18 protein-coding genes are annotated in these 17,782 nt (G+C 56.1%); 11 read left to right on the top strand and 7 right to left on the bottom strand.

The annotated features are described in order from the left end of the window. Window positions 1-5: 5 nt before the first annotated feature. On the bottom strand, window positions 6-1,061 hold the full coding sequence (locus ACT3T7_RS10435) for a sugar phosphate isomerase/epimerase family protein (RefSeq protein ID WP_444631056.1): 1,056 nt from the start codon (window positions 1,059-1,061) through the stop codon (window positions 6-8). Window positions 1,062-1,438: 377 nt separating this feature from the next. On the opposite strand from ACT3T7_RS10435, the gene ACT3T7_RS10440 reads away from it, so the two are divergent. Next, window positions 1,439-2,488: a LacI family DNA-binding transcriptional regulator gene (locus ACT3T7_RS10440; RefSeq protein WP_444630998.1), complete on the top strand. Its 1,050-nt coding sequence runs from the start codon at window positions 1,439-1,441 to the stop codon at window positions 2,486-2,488. A 75-nt stretch (window positions 2,489-2,563) separates the two neighbouring features. Here the strand turns inward: ACT3T7_RS10440 and paoC are convergent, their stop codons facing one another. Genes paoC through ACT3T7_RS10455 form a run of 3 tightly spaced genes read right to left on the bottom strand, consistent with a single transcriptional unit; the run spans window position 2,564 to window position 6,258 of the window. After that, complete coding sequence (paoC, locus tag ACT3T7_RS10445) at window positions 2,564-4,747, bottom strand: aldehyde oxidoreductase molybdenum-binding subunit PaoC (RefSeq protein WP_444630999.1); 2,184 nt, start codon at window positions 4,745-4,747, stop codon at window positions 2,564-2,566. A gap of 3 nt (window positions 4,748-4,750) precedes the next feature. Beyond that, a complete protein-coding gene (locus tag ACT3T7_RS10450; RefSeq protein WP_172116870.1) occupies window positions 4,751-5,701 on the bottom strand; it encodes an FAD binding domain-containing protein in 951 nt (316 codons plus the stop codon). Further along, window positions 5,698-6,258, bottom strand: coding sequence for a 2Fe-2S iron-sulfur cluster-binding protein (locus tag ACT3T7_RS10455; protein WP_172116869.1), 561 nt, complete (start codon window positions 6,256-6,258; stop codon window positions 5,698-5,700). Before ACT3T7_RS10455 ends, ACT3T7_RS10450 begins: the two co-directional genes overlap by 4 nt. Before the next feature lie 190 nt (window positions 6,259-6,448). Here ACT3T7_RS10455 and ACT3T7_RS10460 point away from each other — a divergent pair, with 190 nt between their 5' ends. Both ACT3T7_RS10460 and ACT3T7_RS10465 read left to right on the top strand, forming a co-directional pair. Then, the gene (locus ACT3T7_RS10460) at window positions 6,449-7,429 is read left to right on the top strand and encodes an XdhC family protein (RefSeq protein WP_444631000.1); all 981 of its coding nucleotides are present in this window, start codon (window positions 6,449-6,451) and stop codon (window positions 7,427-7,429) included. After that, window positions 7,419-8,015, top strand: a complete 597-nt coding sequence (locus ACT3T7_RS10465; protein WP_444631001.1) for a nucleotidyltransferase family protein — start codon at window positions 7,419-7,421, stop codon at window positions 8,013-8,015. Before ACT3T7_RS10460 ends, ACT3T7_RS10465 begins: the two co-directional genes overlap by 11 nt. A gap of 11 nt (window positions 8,016-8,026) precedes the next feature. On the opposite strand, the gene ACT3T7_RS10470 is transcribed toward ACT3T7_RS10465, so the two are convergent. After that, the gene (locus ACT3T7_RS10470; RefSeq protein ID WP_172116866.1) at window positions 8,027-8,404 is read right to left on the bottom strand and encodes a DUF423 domain-containing protein; all 378 of its coding nucleotides are present in this window, start codon (window positions 8,402-8,404) and stop codon (window positions 8,027-8,029) included. 161 nt (window positions 8,405-8,565) lie between these two features. Between ACT3T7_RS10470 and thiS the strand changes: the two genes are divergently transcribed. The 3 genes from thiS to trmB all read left to right on the top strand — a co-directional run bounded on the left by thiS (window position 8,566) and on the right by trmB (window position 10,375). Then, a complete protein-coding gene (gene thiS / locus ACT3T7_RS10475) occupies window positions 8,566-8,766 on the top strand; it encodes a sulfur carrier protein ThiS (RefSeq protein ID WP_172116865.1) in 201 nt (66 codons plus the stop codon). A 65-nt stretch (window positions 8,767-8,831) separates the two neighbouring features. Continuing rightward, window positions 8,832-9,623 carry a thiazole synthase gene (locus tag ACT3T7_RS10480; protein ID WP_087110513.1) on the top strand — a complete coding sequence of 264 codons (792 nt, stop codon included), beginning with the start codon at window positions 8,832-8,834 and terminating at the stop codon, window positions 9,621-9,623. An 8-nt stretch (window positions 9,624-9,631) separates the two neighbouring features. Then, window positions 9,632-10,375, top strand: coding sequence for a tRNA (guanosine(46)-N7)-methyltransferase TrmB (gene trmB, locus ACT3T7_RS10485; protein WP_172116864.1), 744 nt, complete (start codon window positions 9,632-9,634; stop codon window positions 10,373-10,375). Between the two features lie 121 nt (window positions 10,376-10,496). On the opposite strand, the gene ACT3T7_RS10490 is transcribed toward trmB, so the two are convergent. Next, window positions 10,497-11,429 carry a LysR family transcriptional regulator gene (locus tag ACT3T7_RS10490; protein ID WP_444631002.1) on the bottom strand — a complete coding sequence of 311 codons (933 nt, stop codon included), beginning with the start codon at window positions 11,427-11,429 and terminating at the stop codon, window positions 10,497-10,499. Window positions 11,430-11,653: 224 nt separating this feature from the next. Here ACT3T7_RS10490 and ACT3T7_RS10495 point away from each other — a divergent pair, with 224 nt between their 5' ends. The 4 genes from ACT3T7_RS10495 to argE are packed head-to-tail and all read left to right on the top strand — an operon-like array spanning window position 11,654 to window position 15,899. Then, window positions 11,654-12,619 (top strand): Bug family tripartite tricarboxylate transporter substrate binding protein, encoded by a 966-nt coding sequence (locus tag ACT3T7_RS10495; RefSeq protein ID WP_444631003.1) that lies wholly within the window; start codon window positions 11,654-11,656, stop codon window positions 12,617-12,619. Between the two features lie 56 nt (window positions 12,620-12,675). Further along, window positions 12,676-13,179 (top strand): tripartite tricarboxylate transporter TctB family protein, encoded by a 504-nt coding sequence (locus tag ACT3T7_RS10500; RefSeq protein WP_444631004.1) that lies wholly within the window; start codon window positions 12,676-12,678, stop codon window positions 13,177-13,179. Between the two features lie 24 nt (window positions 13,180-13,203). Then, window positions 13,204-14,676 (top strand): tripartite tricarboxylate transporter permease, encoded by a 1,473-nt coding sequence (locus ACT3T7_RS10505; RefSeq protein WP_444631005.1) that lies wholly within the window; start codon window positions 13,204-13,206, stop codon window positions 14,674-14,676. A gap of 35 nt (window positions 14,677-14,711) precedes the next feature. Further along, entirely contained in the window at window positions 14,712-15,899 is a 1,188-nt protein-coding gene (gene argE / locus ACT3T7_RS10510; protein ID WP_444631006.1) for an acetylornithine deacetylase, read from the top strand. 354 nt (window positions 15,900-16,253) lie between these two features. Here the strand turns inward: argE and ACT3T7_RS10515 are convergent, their stop codons facing one another. Further along, entirely contained in the window at window positions 16,254-17,168 is a 915-nt protein-coding gene (locus tag ACT3T7_RS10515; RefSeq protein WP_444631007.1) for an AEC family transporter, read from the bottom strand. Between the two features lie 105 nt (window positions 17,169-17,273). Here ACT3T7_RS10515 and ACT3T7_RS10520 point away from each other — a divergent pair, with 105 nt between their 5' ends. After that, window positions 17,274-17,780, top strand: coding sequence for a hypothetical protein (locus tag ACT3T7_RS10520; RefSeq protein ID WP_444631008.1), 507 nt, complete (start codon window positions 17,274-17,276; stop codon window positions 17,778-17,780). Window positions 17,781-17,782 lie beyond the last annotated feature (2 nt).

Below are 17,782 nucleotides of genomic sequence, written 5' to 3' on the forward strand. Positions count from 1 at the left end.
TTAATTTAACCGAGGCCCAGCAGCGTGCGGTTGGCCTGGCGATCCGTTCCGGCATCGGCAAAATCATCAAACGCGCGGTCGGTCACCTGAATGATGTGCTCGTTCACGAACGTGACGCCTTCCGCCGCGCCCTGCTCAGGATGTTTGATCGCGCACTCCCACTCGATGACTGCCCAGCCATCAAAATCGTACTGGGCCAGTTTCGAGAACACCGCTTTGAAATCCACCTGCCCGTCGCCCAAGGAGCGAAAGCGGCCTGCCCGCTCGACCCAAGAAGTGTAGCCGCCGTAAACGCCCTGCTGGGCGGTGGGATGAAACTCGGCATCTTTGACATGAAACATGCGGATATAGGGGTGATAGCGGTCCAGAAAGGCAAGGTGATCAAGCTGCTGGAGCACCAAATGCGAAGGGTCATACAGCATGCAGCAGCGCGGGTGATGGTCCACGGCGGCTAGAAAACGCTCAAAGGTCGCGCCATCGTGCAGGTCTTCACCGGGATGTATCTCAAAACATAAGTCCACACCCGCCGCATCGAAGGCATCCAGAATAGGGCGCCAGCGTTTGGCAAGCTCGGCAAAACCATCTTCAACCAGCCCTGCGGGGCGCTGCGGCCACGGGTAAAGAAACGGCCAAAGCAGCGAGCCGGAGAACGTGGCATGGGCCTTCAAACCCAGATTGGCGCTGGCCTGGGCAGCAAGCTTTAGCTGTTCGACAGCCCAGGCTTGGCGCGCGACCGGGTCGCCGTGCAGTTCAGGCGGGGCGAAGCCATCAAACAGGCTGTCATAAACCGGATGCACGGCCACCAATTGGCCCTGCAAATGCGTCGAAAGCTCGCAAATTTCCAAGTCATATTGCGCTAGAAGCGCTTGGACTTCCTGGCAATACACCTGGCTTTCTGCCGCTCGTTCAAGATCAAAAAACCGCTTATCCAGCGTGGGCATTTGCAGCGCTTTAAAGCCCAGCTCCGATGCCCAGCGAGCAATATTTTCCAGGCTATCGAAAGGCGGCTCGTCACCAATGTACTGGGCTAGAAAGAGCGCGGGCCCTTTAAGGGTCTTCATCATCGACCTCATTTGTTTTGTTGTTTTGGCGTCAGCAATCAGTGCTGAAAGACACAATGTAATGGATTACATTTCAGCAGAGCAACGCACATCGGTCAAGCGCGTCAAAAAGGGGGATATAAAATGGATAACGCACTGCTGTAAAAGGGCTTTAAATCTTAAACCTCTCGGTAAGCGCTTATATTTTAGACTAAAGAATAAATAAAAAGAGGGAATAAATAGCCGCATAATTAACGCGCTAATAGTAAGGATGCGTTTATATATTGTGGTTAACACTGCTAGAATTTGGATGTAAACATTTACATTCTAGTTAGTAGTGCGCCAACACTGTCTTTAACCGCCCACTTTCAGGCGCGTTTTTTCAGGACCATCGTTCAATGCTTAACACCCAGGTAACGAGCAAACAGCCGCATAGCGTGCCGACGATTAAAGACGTGGCGAAAGCGGCGGGCTGTTCGACAGCGACCGTATCACGCGCCCTGGCAACGCCTGAAAAAGTCAGCGATGCCACTCGCAAGCGGGTGAATCAGGCAATTGCTCAGGTGGGCTATTCGCCCAACATTGCCGCACGCAACTTGCGCCGCGCGGAGTCCAAAACCATCGTGGCGCTCTTGCCGGATATTTCGAATCCGTTCTTCTCCGAGATTATTAGCGGCATGGAGGATGTTGCCCATCAGGCGGGTTATCAGATACTGATTGGCGACTGCGAACACGACCCTGCGCGTGCTGAGGCCTACTTTCGGCTGCTTTCCACCAACCAGGCCGATGGTATTGTGCTGTTGACCTCCGAGATTCCCAAAGCGCTGGTCAAGCAAGCGGATAATCAAGCGGACTTTCCGTTGGTCATGGCGTGTGAATTTTTTAGCGATATCGACCTGCCGTTAATTGCTATCGACAACCATCAAGCCAGCTGTCAGGCGATTGATTACCTGGTGTCGCTCGGCCACCGACGTATTGCCACGCTTTCCGGCCCGGCGAACAACCCTATTTGCGAGGAGAGAAACCGCGGCTACCGCGATACGCTCGCGGCCCATCAATTGAGCAATGAAGCGCGTATTGCAGAGGGTAACTTTGGCTTTCGCTCCGGGTATCAGCAGGGGCTAGCACTGCTGGAGGGGAAAACGCGCCGCCCTACCGCAATTTTTTGTCATAGTGACGAAATGGCGGTTGGCGTGCTGAAAGCCGCCCGCCAGTTGGGTATTAGCGTGCCCGACCAGCTGTCGGTTGTCGGCTTCGATAATATCGGCCTGAGTGAATACTGCGACCCGGAACTGACGACCATTAGCCAGCCGCGCAATGAAATCGGCCAGCAGGCCATGCAGTTGCTGCTCCACCTTTTGCGCGGCGAGCAGCCCATTCGGCATCAAACGCTAAGCAGTCACTTGATCGTGCGTAAAAGCACCGGGCGGCTTAAAGGTAAACAGTGAAAGATAAACCGTAAAAAAGGCCCGGTATCAATCGCCTGACCCGGGCCTTTTTAGCGCAAGCGTGACTTACGCGTGTTACGTGGCGGGTAGCTGATCAAGCATACGGTCCAGCGTCATCGGATACTCGCGCACCCGCACTCCCGTCGCGTTATACATCGCGTTAGCGACGGCCGCCGCCACGCCGCAGATGCCTAGCTCGCCCACGCCTTTGGCTTTCAAGGGAGAGGATGCAGCATCGGTGGTATCCAGGAAAATCACCTCCTGCTCGGGAATATCGGCGTGGACCGCCACTTCATATCCTGCAAGGTCGTGGTTCACAAAGAAGCCGCGCTCCAGGTCAGGACTCATGCCTTCCATCAAGGCTGCGCCTGCCCCCATGGTCATGCCTCCCAGTACCTGGCTGCGCGCCGTGGTCGGGTTGAGGATACGCCCCGCATCGCATACCGAGAGCATGCGCCGAATGCGCGTTTCGCCGGTATGGGCGTGCACGGCCACCTCCACAAAGTGCGCAGCGAAGGTGGCAATCTGCATCTTGTCTTTAAAGTCGCCAAAATTGATCGAATCTTCGGCCACCAGCTCTTCACCTGCCGCGACATCCGCTAGCGCCAGGACGGTGTTATCTGCCAGCACGCGGCCATTTTCAAAACGCGGTGCGTCTATCTCCAGCCGCTTGGCTATTTCAGATTGAAGCGCAACACAGGCGGCATACACCCCAGCCGTCGAGCTTGCCGCGCCAAACTGCCCGCCCGAACCTGAGGATGTCGGGTAGGCGCTGTTACCCAAGCGAACCTCTACTGCATCGATTTCTAGCCCCATGGTTTCTGCAGCGGTCTGGGCAATGATGGTATAGGAACCCGTGCCGATATCGGTCATATCGGTTTCTACCACCAACCGCCCGCTCCGCAGGCGCACGCGTGCGCCGGATTTCAGAGTCGGCGCCCCGCGGTAGGCACCCGCCACGCCATAGCCAATCAGCCACTGGCCTTGGCGCTTTTTACCCGGCGTTTGGCTACGCTCAGCCCAACCAAACTTCTCGGCGCCCTGGCGTAAGCACTCGACAAAGTGACGTTCGCTAAAGGGCTTAGAGGAATCTTCGGGGTCGACCTGGGTATCGTTAAGAATACGGAATTCGACCGGGTCCATACCCAGCTTTTCAGCCATTTCATCCATGGCGATTTCCAGCGCGGCCAAGCCTGAGGCCTCGCCAGGCGCACGCATATCCGCCGATTCGGGAAGCCCCATATCGATAGGCTGATGAGCCACGCGGCGATGTTCACCGGCATAGAAATGGCGAGTCTGATTGACCGGGTCTTCACCGCTGCCGCCGGGTAGCGTATGCGAGACTGCCGAGTGGTCAAAAGCGGTGATATGGCCCTCGGCGTCAGCGGCAATACGAAGTCGCTGGATAGTCGCCGAGCGATGGGTGGTGTTGTTGAACATCAGTTGGCGTGGCAAGGCGAGCTTGACCGGGCGGCCCACCGCCCGTGAACCCAGCGCGGCAAGCACCGTATCCGCCCGCAGCCACAACTTACCGCCAAAGCCACCTCCCACGAAGGGGCTCTCCAGCCGGATGGTGTCGGGGTCGATACTGAGGGTGGTCGCCAGCGCCTTACGCGTCCACTCGATCATCTGGTTCGAGGTCCACACCGTCATCTGGCCGCCATCGGACCAGTCGACGATAGACGCGTGCGGCTCCATCATGGCGTGGCTCTGGGAAGCAGTACGGTAGACTTCGTCAAGGGTCACCACCGCGCCTTGAAAGGTGGCCTCCACATCGCCTACCTCGGCCTCCGGCTCGCCGGTGTTCTGAAGCCGCTCCCAGGCGCTTTCAAGATCAAACACGCCGGGCGTTTCTTCATAGCGCACCTCAATCAGGGAAGCCGCGCCACGTGCCTGCTCCAGCGTTTCTGCCACCACCACGGCAATCGCTTGGTGATAATGCTGGATGGTGTCACCGCCAAACAGCCGGGCGACATTGCTATCCGCGCGCTCCAGCGGCTCAATGTCCAAGGTGGTGACCACGTCTACTACGCCGGGGGCAGCACGCGCCGCAGAGGCATCCATATATGTCACGCGGCCGTTGGCGATGGTGGCACACAAGGGGTAACCCACCAGCTGATTGGCCACCACGTCATGGCGCTCATAGGCGTAGGGCGCCTGGCCGGTTACCTTAAGGATCCCATCGATTCGCGTATGGGGTTTGCCGATGATACGCGCGTGATCAAACAGGTTGTCGTCTGTCGCTTGATTGAAATCCATGGGTTACTCCTGCGCCAGCAGCGCGGCAAGCGTTCGTTCAGCCAGCGTTACCTTGAAGGCGTTGTCTTGCGTCGGGCGTGCGCCATCCAGTAGCCGCGCCATGACCGCTTGCGCCCCTTCCGGTAAGACTGCATCGGCCTCATCGCGCTGCCAGGGCCTAGGGGCTACCCCGCCCAGCGTGATACGTCCGGTGCCGTCAGGCTTCTGCATAAGCGCAACGGACACCAGTGCAAACGCATAGGAGGCGCGGTCGCGTACCTTGTAATACGCTTGGCGGCTTTCCACCGGCGGGGGGAGTAGCACGGCGGTAATCATCTCGCCCGGTTCCAGCGCATTTTCCACATGAGGAGTGTCACCGGGCAGGCGATAAAACTCATCCAACGTCAGGCGCCGGGTTTCGCCATTAGGGGTTACCGTTTCGACATCAGCGTCCAGCGCACGCAGCGCAACGGCCATATCGGAAGGGTGCGTGGCAATGCACGCGTCTGAGGTGCCGATGACACCCAGCTGGCGCGTAACGGCGCCATCGCCAAGGGCGGCGCAGCCTGCCCCGGGCTTACGTTTATTGCAGGGCATGCCGGTATCGTAAAAATACGGGCAGCGGGTACGCTGTAGAAGATTGCCGCCGGTCGTCGCTTTGTTGCGCAACTGGCCTGAGGCACCCGAGACCAGCGCCCGGGTTAGCACGCTGTAGTCGCGGCGTATTCTTGCATCAGCCGCCAGCGCGTTATTGCGCACTATCGCCCCGATGCGCAAACCGCCGTCGCGGGTGGGCGTAATGTCGTTTAAGTCGGTGTGGGTGACATCAATCAAATGCGCCGGGGTTTCAATCTCATGCTTCATCAGGTCAAGCAGGTTAGTGCCGCCAGCAATAAACCTGGCGCCCGGCACGTGTGCAGCACGAGCGGCGGCTTGGGCGGGGTCACTTACGCGTTCATAAGAGAAGGATTTCATGCGCCCTCCTCCGCTGCCTGATGAATAGCGTCTAAAATATTGGCGTAAGCACCGCAGCGACAAAGATTGCCCGACATCCGCTCGCGAATTTCGCTATCCGTTATCTCGATGGGAGCGGTGAGGTCTTGCGTCACGTGACTGGGAATGCCTGCACGAATTTCTTCCAGCACGGCGCTTGCCGAACAAATCTGCCCCGGGGTGCAATAGCCGCACTGGAAAGCGTCATGCTCAACAAACGCCTGCTGCATGGGATCAAGCTGTTCGGCGTCGGCTTTTCCTTCAATAGTGACTATCTCATCGCCTTCGTGCATTACCGCAAGCGACAGGCAAGCGTTGATGCGCTCGCCGTTAACGGACACCGTACAGGCACCACACTGCCCCAGATCACAGCCTTTTTTGCTGCCGGTGAGCTTCAAATCCTCACGCAGGGCATCCAGCAGCGTAGTGCGGTTATCCAGCGTCAGCGTATGGTGTTTGCCATTAACGGTAAGGGATACGATGGTGCTATCGGTAGCTACGGCCTTGGATCGTCTTTCGACATTATTAGAAGAGTTCATGAACATGCCCTCCTTGTGCATTGCCATGGCGTATTGAATGCCACAAAGACTTCAGCATAGTCATAATCGTGGTAGGAGGCCCAATCCTCTGCCCTGATTGCGTCGTTGCGCTAGGCTAATATGCACAGTGATTGGATTGCACTCGCACGGCTGGCATGGATGCCGTTTGCCCACTATTGGAAGCGTTTGAATGCAACACTTGGATTTGCAGGTTATTGAGCAAGCACACGCATGGTGCGAGGAAGGCGAAACGGTGTGGCTATGTACCGTGCTGGCCACGTTTGGCTCATCGCCCCGCGCGCCCGGCTCGTGGATGGCGGTCAGGCAAGATGGCCAACATATCGGCTCGCTATCCGGGGGCTGTGTGGAGGAGAACTTTATCCAGCGCCTGAGTGAGCGCGCGTTTGATCGCCCCATTACGCTGGTGCGCTATGGCGACCCCGAAGCGGATCAAGGAACGAACATCTCCCTGCCCTGCGGCGGCATGCTCGAAGTGCTTATTGAGCGCCTGCCCGCCACACCAGACACGTTTGGACACCTGACCACGCTGCTCGCAGCACTTCAGGGCCAAGAACGCGTGCTGCGCAACGTGCATTTATCCAGCGGGGAGCGCTACTTTTCTGCCGAGACGGGATTAGGTCCCCGTGTGGTAAAGGACGTTGAGCAAGACATCGTTCAGATGCGCCTTGCTCCTGCCCGGCGGCTGATCATCGCGGGGATCTCAGCGATTTCAACGCCCTGCGCCAGCTTTGCCGTCACACTGGGGTTTGAAGTGATCGTCTGCGATCCGGACGAGACGGCTTGCCGAAATTTTGGCGTACCCGGCGTGGATGTGAAGGCGCTGCTGCCTTCGCAGTACATTGCCTCTGGCAACTGCCATGGCGCTACGGCCATTGTGGCGCTTACTCACGACCCACGCATTGATGATCTCGCCATGATGGAAGCCGTGCATACGCCCGCCTTCTATATTGGCGTGATGGGTTCACGGCGCTCTTCGGCGGCACGGGCCGAGCGGCTTACCCGCTCCGGCAGGCTGACAGACGTACAGGTCGAGCGCATCCACATGCCGATTGGCCTGGCGCTGGGCAGCAAGACCCCCGCCGAAATTGCCTTGGCCGTCATGGCGGATATTGTGCGCGTTCAGCATGGAAAAACGCTTGATGAACTCTAACCGCGTCGTGGCTCTTCTGATGGCTGCGGGTTACTCTCGCCGCTTCGGGGCCGACGATAAACGCTGTGCGCTTCTGCCGGATGGCCAAACGCTGCTGGCCGCCTCGGTCGCCAACGTCCAAAAAGCATTTATCCACCTGCGCGTGGCCGTACGTGAAGAGGACGATCCGGCGTTATTAGGCCTTCCCAAAGACATGCCGCTGGTGCGCGTTCACCAGGCGCACCTTGGCCTGGGGGCAAGCCTGGCTGAAGCGATAGGCGCACTGGACCGTGACCCCGGCCTGGATGGCATTGACGCAGTAGCGATTCTGCTCGGCGATATGCCCTATGTTGATCCAAAAACGCTGCTGACCCTGCAGCGCTTGGCCTGCCGAGACACCATCGTGCGACCCTGCTTTGAAGGCCAGCAGGGGCACCCGGTGATTTTCGGACGGACAATGTGGCCCGCGCTTGAGAGGCTAAGCGGCAGTGACGGTGCCAAGGGTGTGATCCAGCAGCACGCCTCACGCCTGCGGGAATGCCCGGTCGCGGATGCGGGCATCTTGCGTGATATCGATGCGCCAGCGGATCTACCAGGGGCTGTTTAGTTAGAGGCTTGTTAAGGGCTTCTTATCACCGCTACCGCCAGCATCAGCCACCCGGCAATCAGTAAAACGCCACCAATAGGCGTCCCGATGCCTGCATTCAAACCGGCCATCGCCATGGCATAAAGCGAGCCGGAGAAACCCACCATGCCCAAGCCCCACAGCGCAACTGGCCACTGCCAGCCCTTGAAGCCAAACACACGCTGACCGACCAGTACCGCCATTATCGCCAGTGTGTGCCAAGCCTGGTAGCGCACTCCGGTTTCAGCAGCGTGCACCAACTCCGCCGATACTCGCGCGGCCAGGCCATGAGCAGCATACGCGCCCACCATGACCGTGATAGCTCCAGAGAGCGCTACCAGGCACCAAATGATTCGTTCGCTACGTTGCATTACTGCTCCTTTCAAGGTGTTAGCGCGCCTGTATAAGCGCGCGTACGACTCGGCATACCTTGCGCCGCAGGAAACCGCTACAATAGAGGCACTTTTTGGTATTTCGCTAGGGTTAGCCCTAACTCTTATAGACCCTATGCCTCGATAGACGAGACGCCCTTATGCAAATTCAACTCAATGGCGAGCCTTACACGCTGGAAGCGGGCCTGACGGCTGCGGATCTAATCGATCAATTGGCGCTTACGGGTCGGCGGGTCGCGGTAGAGATCAACGAAGAGATTGTGCCACGCAGCCAGCTAGCCATCACTCCCTTGGCCGAGGATGACCAGGTCGAAGTGGTGCACGCCATTGGCGGTGGCTAGCCCGCAGCTCTCATGATCCTTCCACTGGCTACGCCCTATTTCTTGCGCTTTAACCAGGATTCGCTATGACACTTCAAAACGATGCGCCGTTTACTATCGCCGGACGTAATTTTAGTTCTCGCCTGCTGGTCGGCACCGGCAAATATAAAGACTTCGACGAGACCGGTGCGGCGATTGCCGAAAGTGGCGCCGAGATTGTGACCTTTGCCGTACGCCGTACCAACCTGGGCCAGGAAGCCGGACCCAACCTGCTCGACGTGATTTCACCGTCGCGCTATACCCTGCTGCCTAACACGGCAGGCTGCTACACCGCCAAAGACGCCGTACGCACTTGTCGCTTGGCCCGCGAACTGCTGGATGGCCACAAGTTGGTCAAACTGGAAGTACTGGGCGATGAGACCACGCTTTACCCCAATGTGGTCGAAACCCTGAAAGCCGCCGAGACGCTGTTGGCCGATGGCTTTGACGTCATGGTGTACACCAGCGACGACCCCATTGTGGCACGCGAACTTGAAGCCATGGGTTGCTGCGCCATCATGCCGCTGGGCTCGCTGATTGGTTCAGGCCACGGCATTCAGAACCCGCACAACGTACGCCTGATTGTGGAACAAAGCAGCGTACCGGTGCTGGTGGATGCCGGTATCGGTACGGCGTCCGACGCGGCCATGGCCATGGAGCTGGGTTGCGATGGCGTGCTGTTGAATACCGCCATTGCCCACGCTCGTGAACCGCTACGCATGGCGCGCGCCATGAAGAGCGCCGTAGAAGCCGGACGCGATGCTTTCCTGGCCGGGCGCATGCCGCGCCGCCAAACGGCAGACCCTTCATCACCTTTTGCTGGCCGCATTAACGGTTAAGAGATCTTATGACTGATATTAAAAGTACCGACGAGTCCTCAACCGGGCCAGAAAGCGCTGAAGCGCCGCTGCATCGTCGCGGTATTAAAAGCTATGTAATCCGTGCTGGGCGCATGACTCAAGCCCAGAACCGGGGCCTTGAAGACGTATGGCCACGCTTTGGCCTAACGATTGACGACGGCCTGCAGGACCTGACCGCACTATTTGGCCGGGAAGCCCCCCGCGTGGTTGAAATCGGTTTTGGCATGGGTAACTCGCTGATCGAGCAGGCCGAAACCCACCCGGACACCGACTTTATCGGTATCGAAGTACATTCGCCGGGCGTCGGCAAGCTGCTGGATGAAGTGGACAAGCGCGGCCTGACCAACCTGCGCATCTACAAGGAAGACGCGCTGGCCGTACTGGAGAAGTGCCTGCCGGAAGGCTCAATCGACACCGTGCAGCTGTTTTTCCCCGACCCTTGGCCGAAGAAAAAGCACCACAAGCGGCGCATTGTGCAGCCCGCGTTTGTCGAACTGATTCGTACACGCTTAAAACCCGGCGGCACCTTCCACATGGCGACCGACTGGGAAGCGTATGCCGAATGGATGGCCGAGGTAATGGAAGCCGCTCCCGGCTACGCCAACACAGCCGATGCCGACACGGCGCCCTATGTACCCCGCCCCGCCTTCCGCCCACTGACCAAGTTTGAAGCCCGTGGCGAGAAGTTGGGCCACGGCGTGTGGGATCTGATTTATCGGCGCGAGGCGTAAGTTACTGCTTTCGGCCACCTTCGCCTGCCAGGCGTAACATTGGGCAAGTGATGCTTCCCATAAAACGTCGGCAGGTGCCCCGCCAGTGGCTTCTCTTTGCCCTATATTTCCCTTTACTGCTTTATGTTTCCCTTTTTACATTAAGGGACGTTAATATTTCCATTTTATGCAAGCTATCGATTTCGGCGTATATTTCTTCGCAGAAGGATTCGGCTACGTTGCTTAACGGCTTGTGTTTAGATTTAAGCAAGGCAATTTCCCATTCGATGGTGGGTTCCATCGCCTTTGACACGACGGCTGTTCCCGGCAGCAGTAGTTCTGCAACAGGATCAATGACGGCGACGCCAAGTCCTCGGTCAACCAATGCACACACCCCTCGCATATGGCGCATTTCAGCCGCCATATGTCTTTTGATATTCACTGTTTGCATCATGTAATCCACACGGGCACGCAGAGGGCTATCTGCCATCAGCTCAACAAATGCCTGATTCTGCAAACTAGACAGCGATATAACGTCCTGTTTCGCGAGTGGATGGGTGCGGTGCATGATGCAGCGCGCAGAACAGCGCGCCAGACTTGTGACCTTTGCGCCGTAGGTATCCGCTTCAAGCGTAATTCCCAATGCTACGTCGCAGGTATTGTTGTCGATCATTTTAAGCAACTCTTGTAAACCTGCATCAATCAATCGCACGCCTACATTAGGGTGTTTTTGTTTAAAGCGCTTAATAACGTCGAGTAAAAAAGTATCGCAAAAAATGGGTTGAGCTGCGACGACAATACTGCCCAGCTGATTGTTGGAAATTGCATCCGCATCTTTCTGAGTATCTCGAATACTCGCCATAAGCCGTAAGACAGAGGCGTGATATAAAAATGCTTCGGATGTGGGTGAAAGCTGATTACGCGTACGTTTGAATAATGCAAAACCCAACGCTTCCTCAAGCCCAGTAAGCAAGCGACTCACCATTGACTGGCTAATGCCCAGCATCTCTGCGGCCGCCTTGGTCGTGCCGTGCTTCATAAACGCGTCAAATGCTTCAATCTCTTTTATTTTCATTATCTTAAACTCGCCTTAAAAACGTTAGCTAAATCATTGGCAGATTAAAACAGACGTTATAAGCCGTAAGCTTGCAATTTCGGCCCTCTACTAGAACATTTATGCATACTTAATTGAATTATTGAAACAGTTTTCATACTTGTCTATGTTGAATAAGCTGGGTTTAAAACTGCTGCTGGCAACGCCGTTTAATAAAACTTCTAACAACTGCTGCGGAGATAAGTATGAAACTCACCCTAAGCTTAACGGCGGCAACGCTTCTCGCTGCGTCCACCGCCTATGCTCAAAGCTATCCTTCCGAACCCGTCACGCTCGTTGTTCCTTATGGCCCGGGCGGCGCTTCTGACCTTGCGGGCCGGGCCTTGGCGGAGTCTGCGCGCGAATATCTAGGCCAGCCTGTTACTGTCGTCAACCAGGCCGGCGCCGGTGGAATGACCGGTGCTCGCGACGTGACACAGGCCGAGGCCGATGGTTACACCCTCTTACTGGCCCGCGTCGGCATGGCGCTGTCACCGGCAGTCAATGAAAACAGTAGCGTTGACTGGGATGAGTACACGTTTATCAGCCCGCTTGAAGCCACCCCCATGATTCTGGCCGTGGCCGATGACTCCCCCTACGAAAGCGTTGAGGATCTGCTGGAAGGCATCGAAAACAACCCTGGAGCAATGAGCTACGCCGCCTCTGGCGCCACCGCCATTGATGGTTTTACGGTGCAATCACTGCTTGCTGATACAGGAATGGACCCGCTAACGGCGGCAACATTGATTCCTTATCGGGGCGGCGGCGAGCTGGCAACGGCCCTGCTAGGTGGACACGTTGATTTTCTCGCCATCGCGGCAGCGTCACTGATGCCGCATATCGAGAGTGGCGATATGCGCCCGTTAATGGTGTTCTCACCCGAGCGTATGGAAGCGCTGCCGGAAGTGCCCACCGCCGAAGAGCTGGGCTATGAGCTGGCAGGCCAGGTCATTGGCTGGAGCGCTTTGTACGGCCCGCCTGACCTGCCCGAAGAAGTGATGAATACCTGGAGCCAGGTAATGGAGCAGGTTGCCGAAGATGAGACGTGGCTCAGCCGTGCCGAAGGCCGTGGCTCGATTTCTACCATCGGCAGTGTCGATATGGAGACGTATGCAGAAGAGCAATACGAGTTCTATCGCTCCTTGGCTGAACAGTTTGGCTATCTGGAATAAATACACGCTAAACATCGCGTAACGACGGTATATATCACTTCATCGCTGGAGGGGTCATGGGTATAACACGCGGCTTGGTTATTACAGCGCTGTTCGGGATCGTGCTTTTTTTACTGATCCCCGCCTATGTGCCCCGCCCACGCTTTATTCCGGGGTTTGCACCACCGCCTGGTATGTGGCCACGAACGGTTTCCATGCTGGGCATGGCGCTGGGAGTGCTGCTTGTCGGGCTATCGTTTTCCCGTAAAACCGAAGCACTCGCTGACCCTGAAGATGCCAGCGCCCTTCGCGGCGGTACACCCCTTGCCACGCTACTCACTCGCTTCGGTTGGACAGTACTGGCCTTTGCGCTCTTTATCGGCGCAGTGACGCTATTAGGGTTCTTGTTATCGAGCATCCTGCTGTTAATGGTGATGCTGGTACTGACGGGTTATTGGCGCCACAAAATAGTGGCAACCATCGTAGCCATCGTACTTCCAATGCTTCTCTACCTGTTTTTCTCCAGCGCTCTCAATACGCGTTTCCCGGTTGGCAGCCTTTTCAAGGTTCTCGGAATTTAACTGTCGCGTACAGGACTGACCACTATGCTCAACGATCTGCTGGTTGCCTTTCAGGCGGTGGCCACCATTGAGAATTTCCTGATCATGGCCGCCGGTATCTGGGGTGGAGTGATTATTGGCGCGATTCCCGGCATGACCGGCACCATGGCCGTTACGTTGGCGCTGCCCTTCACCTTTTACATGCAGCCTATCCCGAGTATTTTGCTGCTTGTCGCGCTTTATAAAGGCTCGACCTATGGCGGCTCGGTATCGGCGATATTGATCAAAACCCCAGGTACTGCTTCAGCCGCCTGCACCACCCTTGATGGCTACCCTCTGGCCCAACAGGGAAAGGCGGGCAAAGCCCTTAACATGGCGCTCTACTCCTCATGTACCGGGGATTTTATTTCCAATCTCTCACTGTTTTTTATCGCCGCGCCACTGGCACTTCTCGCACTGCGTATCGGTCCTCCCGAATATTTCATGCTGATGATTTTTGCGCTCACTACCGTGGCGGGCGTATCCGGGCGCTCGCTACTGCTTGGGCTGGTTTCTGCATGCCTGGGGCTTTTGTTGGCCACCGTGGGTGAAGATATGTACGGCTCGTTCCGCTTTGACCTGACAGTGGATATGCAGAGCGGCTTGGCCGTGGCACCCGTGCTGATTGGCCTGTTTGCGATTCCCGAGCTTCTTAAGATTATTGTGTTTCGTCACAACCAAAACCATAAGCCCATGCAGCTGGGCGATAACCGCGTAACACGCGATGAGCTGCGCCGTTCCTTAAAGGCAATGCTCAAAGGCAGCATGATTGGGGTCGTGATGGGGGCGATTCCCGGCATTGGCCCTTCGGCGGCGGCTTTCTCCTCCTACGGCGAAGCACAGCGTAGTTCAAAGAACCGCGAAAACTTTGGTAAAGGCGAGCTGGAAGGCATCGCGGCATCAGAGTCTGCCAATAATGGCTGCTGTGGCTCCACCATGATTCCATTGCTAGCCCTGGGCGTACCAGGCGATGTGATTACGGGCGTGATGCTGGGTGCCTTTATGATTCACGGCATGACCCCAGGCCCCATGCTGTTTGAGAACAACCTTCATGAGGTCTACATGCTGTTTATTGGCATGCTGTTCTCATCCGTTTTGCTGTTTGGGGCAGGCAAGACAACGATGCGCTTTTTCTCACATATCTCACGTATTCCGCCTGGCTTGATGGCGCCGATTGTCCTCTCCCTGTGCGTGTTCGGTATTTTTTCGATCTCCAACAGCATGTATGACGTCATCGTGCTGCTGGCGATGGGCGTATTTGGCTTTTTCATGTTCCTGTTCGCTATTCCTGCCGCACCCTTTTTAATCGCGTTCATTCTTGGCCCAATGCTGGAAGAAAACCTGCGTCGCGCCCTTGCCCTATCTCGTGGTGATCCCAGCATTCTGGTGTCATCGCCGATCACCTGGTTGTTCGCGTCTTTGGCGATATTTGTGGTGGTAGTAACGATTCGTCAGCAACTTAAAAAAGCCCAGGTTTGAGCCAACGACTCCCCTATTGCCGAGGATTTAACACCATGCAAGCTAGTACCACGCCGAACGCTCACCCGCAGTTGGCAGCTTCAATATCACACCTTGCCGACCTGATCGCTTACGACACAACGAGTGCGTACTCCAACCTCAAGCTTATTGACTACATGGAGAAATTCTTCATCAATCTAGGCGCGGATGTGACGGTGTTACCGGATAAGAGCGGTGAGAAAGCCAACCTGGTCGCTCGCTTGGGCCCGGCCGACCTACCTGGCATCGTTCTCTCTGGCCATACGGACGTGGTTCCTGCCAACCCGGCGAGTTGGCAAAGTGATCCTTTCAAAATGGAGCAGCGTGGCAGTCGCCTGTTTGGTCGCGGCACCTGCGACATGAAAGGTTTTGCAGCGTGCGTCATGGCGGCAGCACCGGCGTTTGCCAACGCTGAACTACAGCGCCCCTTCTATTTCTGTTTCTCTCACGATGAAGAAGTGGGCTGCCTGGGGGCGCCCGCCATCGCACGCTATCTATCAGAACTGAAAGTACCACCGGCGCTGGCGATTATTGGCGAGCCCAGCGAAATGAAGCTGATCAACGGCCAGAAAGGCAAGATCGCCATGCGAGTGACGGTGCGCGGAGAAGGCGGTCACTCATCGTTTTCTCCCCAGCACGTCAACGCCGTCGAGTATGCCTCGCGTATCATCACCATGATCGCTGAACGAGCACGACGATATGAGCAAGACGGCCCCTTCGATCACGATTTTACCGTTCCTCATGCCACCACCCTTACCACCATTATTGAAGGCGGTGTAGCAACCAACGTTACCCCTGATACTTGCAGCTTTATCTTTGAGCTGCGTAGCATTGATCAAGATGCGGCCGCCACGGATATTCAAACGCTGATCAACGATATCGAGTCGGCCCTGCTGCCCGAAATGCAGCGCCAATCATCAGATTCCGCCATTGAGTGGCAAGAGTTGTTTGCCTACCCTGCCATGGGCGATGCCACTGACAGCGAGATGTTTAAACAACTTGAGCCCATTCTTCCCGAGCATGGAGGAAAAGTGTCTTATGGCTCTGAAGGTGGCGTTTTCGAAGTTGATGGCGGTATACCTTCCGTAATACTTGGGCCTGGCTCCATCCGGCAAGCCCATAAGCCCGACGAATTTATAGAAATAGAGCAACTCAACCAATGTCTCGCTTTCTTCGATAAATTAAACGCTTGGATGAGATACTGAGGACTGAACAAGCAGTAGTGGTTATACATCCAAAACAGCCCAGAATTCGTTGAATTGATGGGCAAAGACTGCTGTAACAGGATTGATTTGACTTGGCCCCAACTGGCGGCATTACTTTAATTCACCATCCTGCACTTATTACAAAAAATAATTTACGTAATGTGCAAAAAAGAAAGCCACTCCAAAGGAGTGGCAAAAGACCGTGACTAGCAATGAGAGGGAGAAACCATGACAACGAACTGGCGGCTCGCTGTCGTGGTCTGTAGCGACTCATTAAACGCTACAAGCACAATATAATCATTATCATTTAACCCGTCAATACAAATGCGAATACTTTTTATTTATTTTTACATCTTACCCTGAGAGCTGTAACCAGAGCGGAAGCGTGAGCATGGCGAGTAGCGTTTGACCGGTGATAATGGCTGCCATTAGCTCAGCGTCACCACCTAACTGGCGGGCCAGAATATAGGCCGAGGTTGCCGTGGGAAGTGCTGCAAACAGCAGCGCCACGTCCCGGCTAACGATATCCAGACCTAGCGCCCACGCCAGCACCAATACCAGCGCTGGCATTAGTAACAATTTGACGCTGTTGGTCGCTAGCAGGCCACGGTCAATGCGTAACAGCGCGGCCGGGCGTAGTGCCACCCCCACGGCAACCAGCCCTAGTGGGAGCGCGGCGCGCCCTAGCAGGCCGACGGTGTCCTCACTCCATCCTGGCAGGCCAATGCCGCTCAGGTTTAATCCTATGCCTGCCAGGCAGGCGAGGATCAGCGGGTTTTTCACCAGCGCCATGACGCTTTTACCCATGCTCGCACTGCCTAATGTGCCGGCAGCCACAAAACTTGCCACACACATGATGTTCACCACGGGCACCATCAGCGCCACGGCAACCGCTGCCGTGGTTGCACCTAACTCGCCATGCAATGCCGCGGCCCCCGCTACACCTACATAGGTGTTAAAGCGCACCGCACCTTGAAACACCGAGGTAAACGCTGCAGGCGTTAGCTGTAGCCAATGGCGAAACCACCAGATCAGCAGCCCAAAAAACGCAATGGCGCCTAATAGCACCAGGGCCAAGCGCCCTACCGGGACCTGGCTGACATCGGCGGTGGCCAGCGTTCCCACCAGCATGGCCGGGAAAAGCACAAAGTAAATTAGCCGCTCCATTTGCGGCCAAAAATCTGCACCGGGCCAGCGCCAGTAGCCTAAGCCCGCTCCTAATAAAATCAGTAGGAACAGGGGCCCTAGCGCAGCGGTAATACTCTCCATGAGCTTTCCTTAGTGACTGCGACATCACAGCACAACGACATCGACACGTTTACTGTTACCATGAAACGACACTCCGCCTCACGGCCTGCGTAGCGGTATTCTGCCATGAAGATACTACCTAAAACTGCTGGTTTTTCAGGTTTACAGGGACTCAAGGTGCTGATTTTAGTCACCGGTTTAGCACTGGCGATGTCTACATGGTACGTATTTTTTCATCAATACCACGATAAAAGCCACGTTACCTGGTTCCCTTCCGCCGCCAGTTGCGATGTCCATGCTCACCCTTGTTCAGTCGCACTGGGCAGTGGACGCCAGTTGACCTTTCATATTGATGTTAACGGTCCTATAGAAGCGCTCGCCTCTTTACCGTTGAAAGTCGATATTCAAGGCATTCCCGCTCATCAGGTCAACGTGGATTTGGTCGACCGCTATCGAGATTCGAGGATTGAGCGCTTTGTGCTGGATGCCATCACGCCAAGCCGTTTTCGTGGTCAAGGCCAAGTGGATAAAGAGGTGCAAACTGCTACGCCCTGGCGGGCACGCGTGATTCTTGAAACACCGGAGGGAGATATGGGGAGCTGGTTTGACTTTGAAGTGGTAAAGAAGAGCTAGCC

Origin of the sequence: Halomonas sp. 111 (assembly GCF_052379685.1) — a bacterium.
GTDB lineage: Bacteria > Pseudomonadota > Gammaproteobacteria > Pseudomonadales > Halomonadaceae > Vreelandella > Vreelandella citrativorans.

Excerpts from the sequence above, each read along its gene's own strand:
- ACT3T7_RS10435 (WP_444631056.1), bottom strand. The coding sequence starts at position 1,061 with ATGAAGACCCTTAAAGGGCCCGCGCTCTTTCTAGCCCAGTACATTGGT.
- ACT3T7_RS10440 (WP_444630998.1), top strand. The coding sequence starts at position 1,439 with ATGCTTAACACCCAGGTAACGAGCAAACAGCCGCATAGCGTGCCGACG.
- paoC (WP_444630999.1), bottom strand. The coding sequence starts at position 4,747 with ATGGATTTCAATCAAGCGACAGACGACAACCTGTTTGATCACGCGCGT.
- ACT3T7_RS10450 (WP_172116870.1), bottom strand. The coding sequence starts at position 5,701 with ATGAAATCCTTCTCTTATGAACGCGTAAGTGACCCCGCCCAAGCCGCC.
- ACT3T7_RS10455 (WP_172116869.1), bottom strand. The coding sequence starts at position 6,258 with ATGAACTCTTCTAATAATGTCGAAAGACGATCCAAGGCCGTAGCTACC.
- ACT3T7_RS10460 (WP_444631000.1), top strand. The coding sequence starts at position 6,449 with ATGCAACACTTGGATTTGCAGGTTATTGAGCAAGCACACGCATGGTGC.
- ACT3T7_RS10465 (WP_444631001.1), top strand. The coding sequence starts at position 7,419 with ATGAACTCTAACCGCGTCGTGGCTCTTCTGATGGCTGCGGGTTACTCT.
- ACT3T7_RS10470 (WP_172116866.1), bottom strand. The coding sequence starts at position 8,404 with ATGCAACGTAGCGAACGAATCATTTGGTGCCTGGTAGCGCTCTCTGGA.
- thiS (WP_172116865.1), top strand. The coding sequence starts at position 8,566 with ATGCAAATTCAACTCAATGGCGAGCCTTACACGCTGGAAGCGGGCCTG.
- ACT3T7_RS10480 (WP_087110513.1), top strand. The coding sequence starts at position 8,832 with ATGACACTTCAAAACGATGCGCCGTTTACTATCGCCGGACGTAATTTT.
- trmB (WP_172116864.1), top strand. The coding sequence starts at position 9,632 with ATGACTGATATTAAAAGTACCGACGAGTCCTCAACCGGGCCAGAAAGC.
- ACT3T7_RS10490 (WP_444631002.1), bottom strand. The coding sequence starts at position 11,429 with ATGAAAATAAAAGAGATTGAAGCATTTGACGCGTTTATGAAGCACGGC.
- ACT3T7_RS10495 (WP_444631003.1), top strand. The coding sequence starts at position 11,654 with ATGAAACTCACCCTAAGCTTAACGGCGGCAACGCTTCTCGCTGCGTCC.
- ACT3T7_RS10500 (WP_444631004.1), top strand. The coding sequence starts at position 12,676 with ATGGGTATAACACGCGGCTTGGTTATTACAGCGCTGTTCGGGATCGTG.
- ACT3T7_RS10505 (WP_444631005.1), top strand. The coding sequence starts at position 13,204 with ATGCTCAACGATCTGCTGGTTGCCTTTCAGGCGGTGGCCACCATTGAG.
- argE (WP_444631006.1), top strand. The coding sequence starts at position 14,712 with ATGCAAGCTAGTACCACGCCGAACGCTCACCCGCAGTTGGCAGCTTCA.
- ACT3T7_RS10515 (WP_444631007.1), bottom strand. The coding sequence starts at position 17,168 with ATGGAGAGTATTACCGCTGCGCTAGGGCCCCTGTTCCTACTGATTTTA.
- ACT3T7_RS10520 (WP_444631008.1), top strand. The coding sequence starts at position 17,274 with ATGAAGATACTACCTAAAACTGCTGGTTTTTCAGGTTTACAGGGACTC.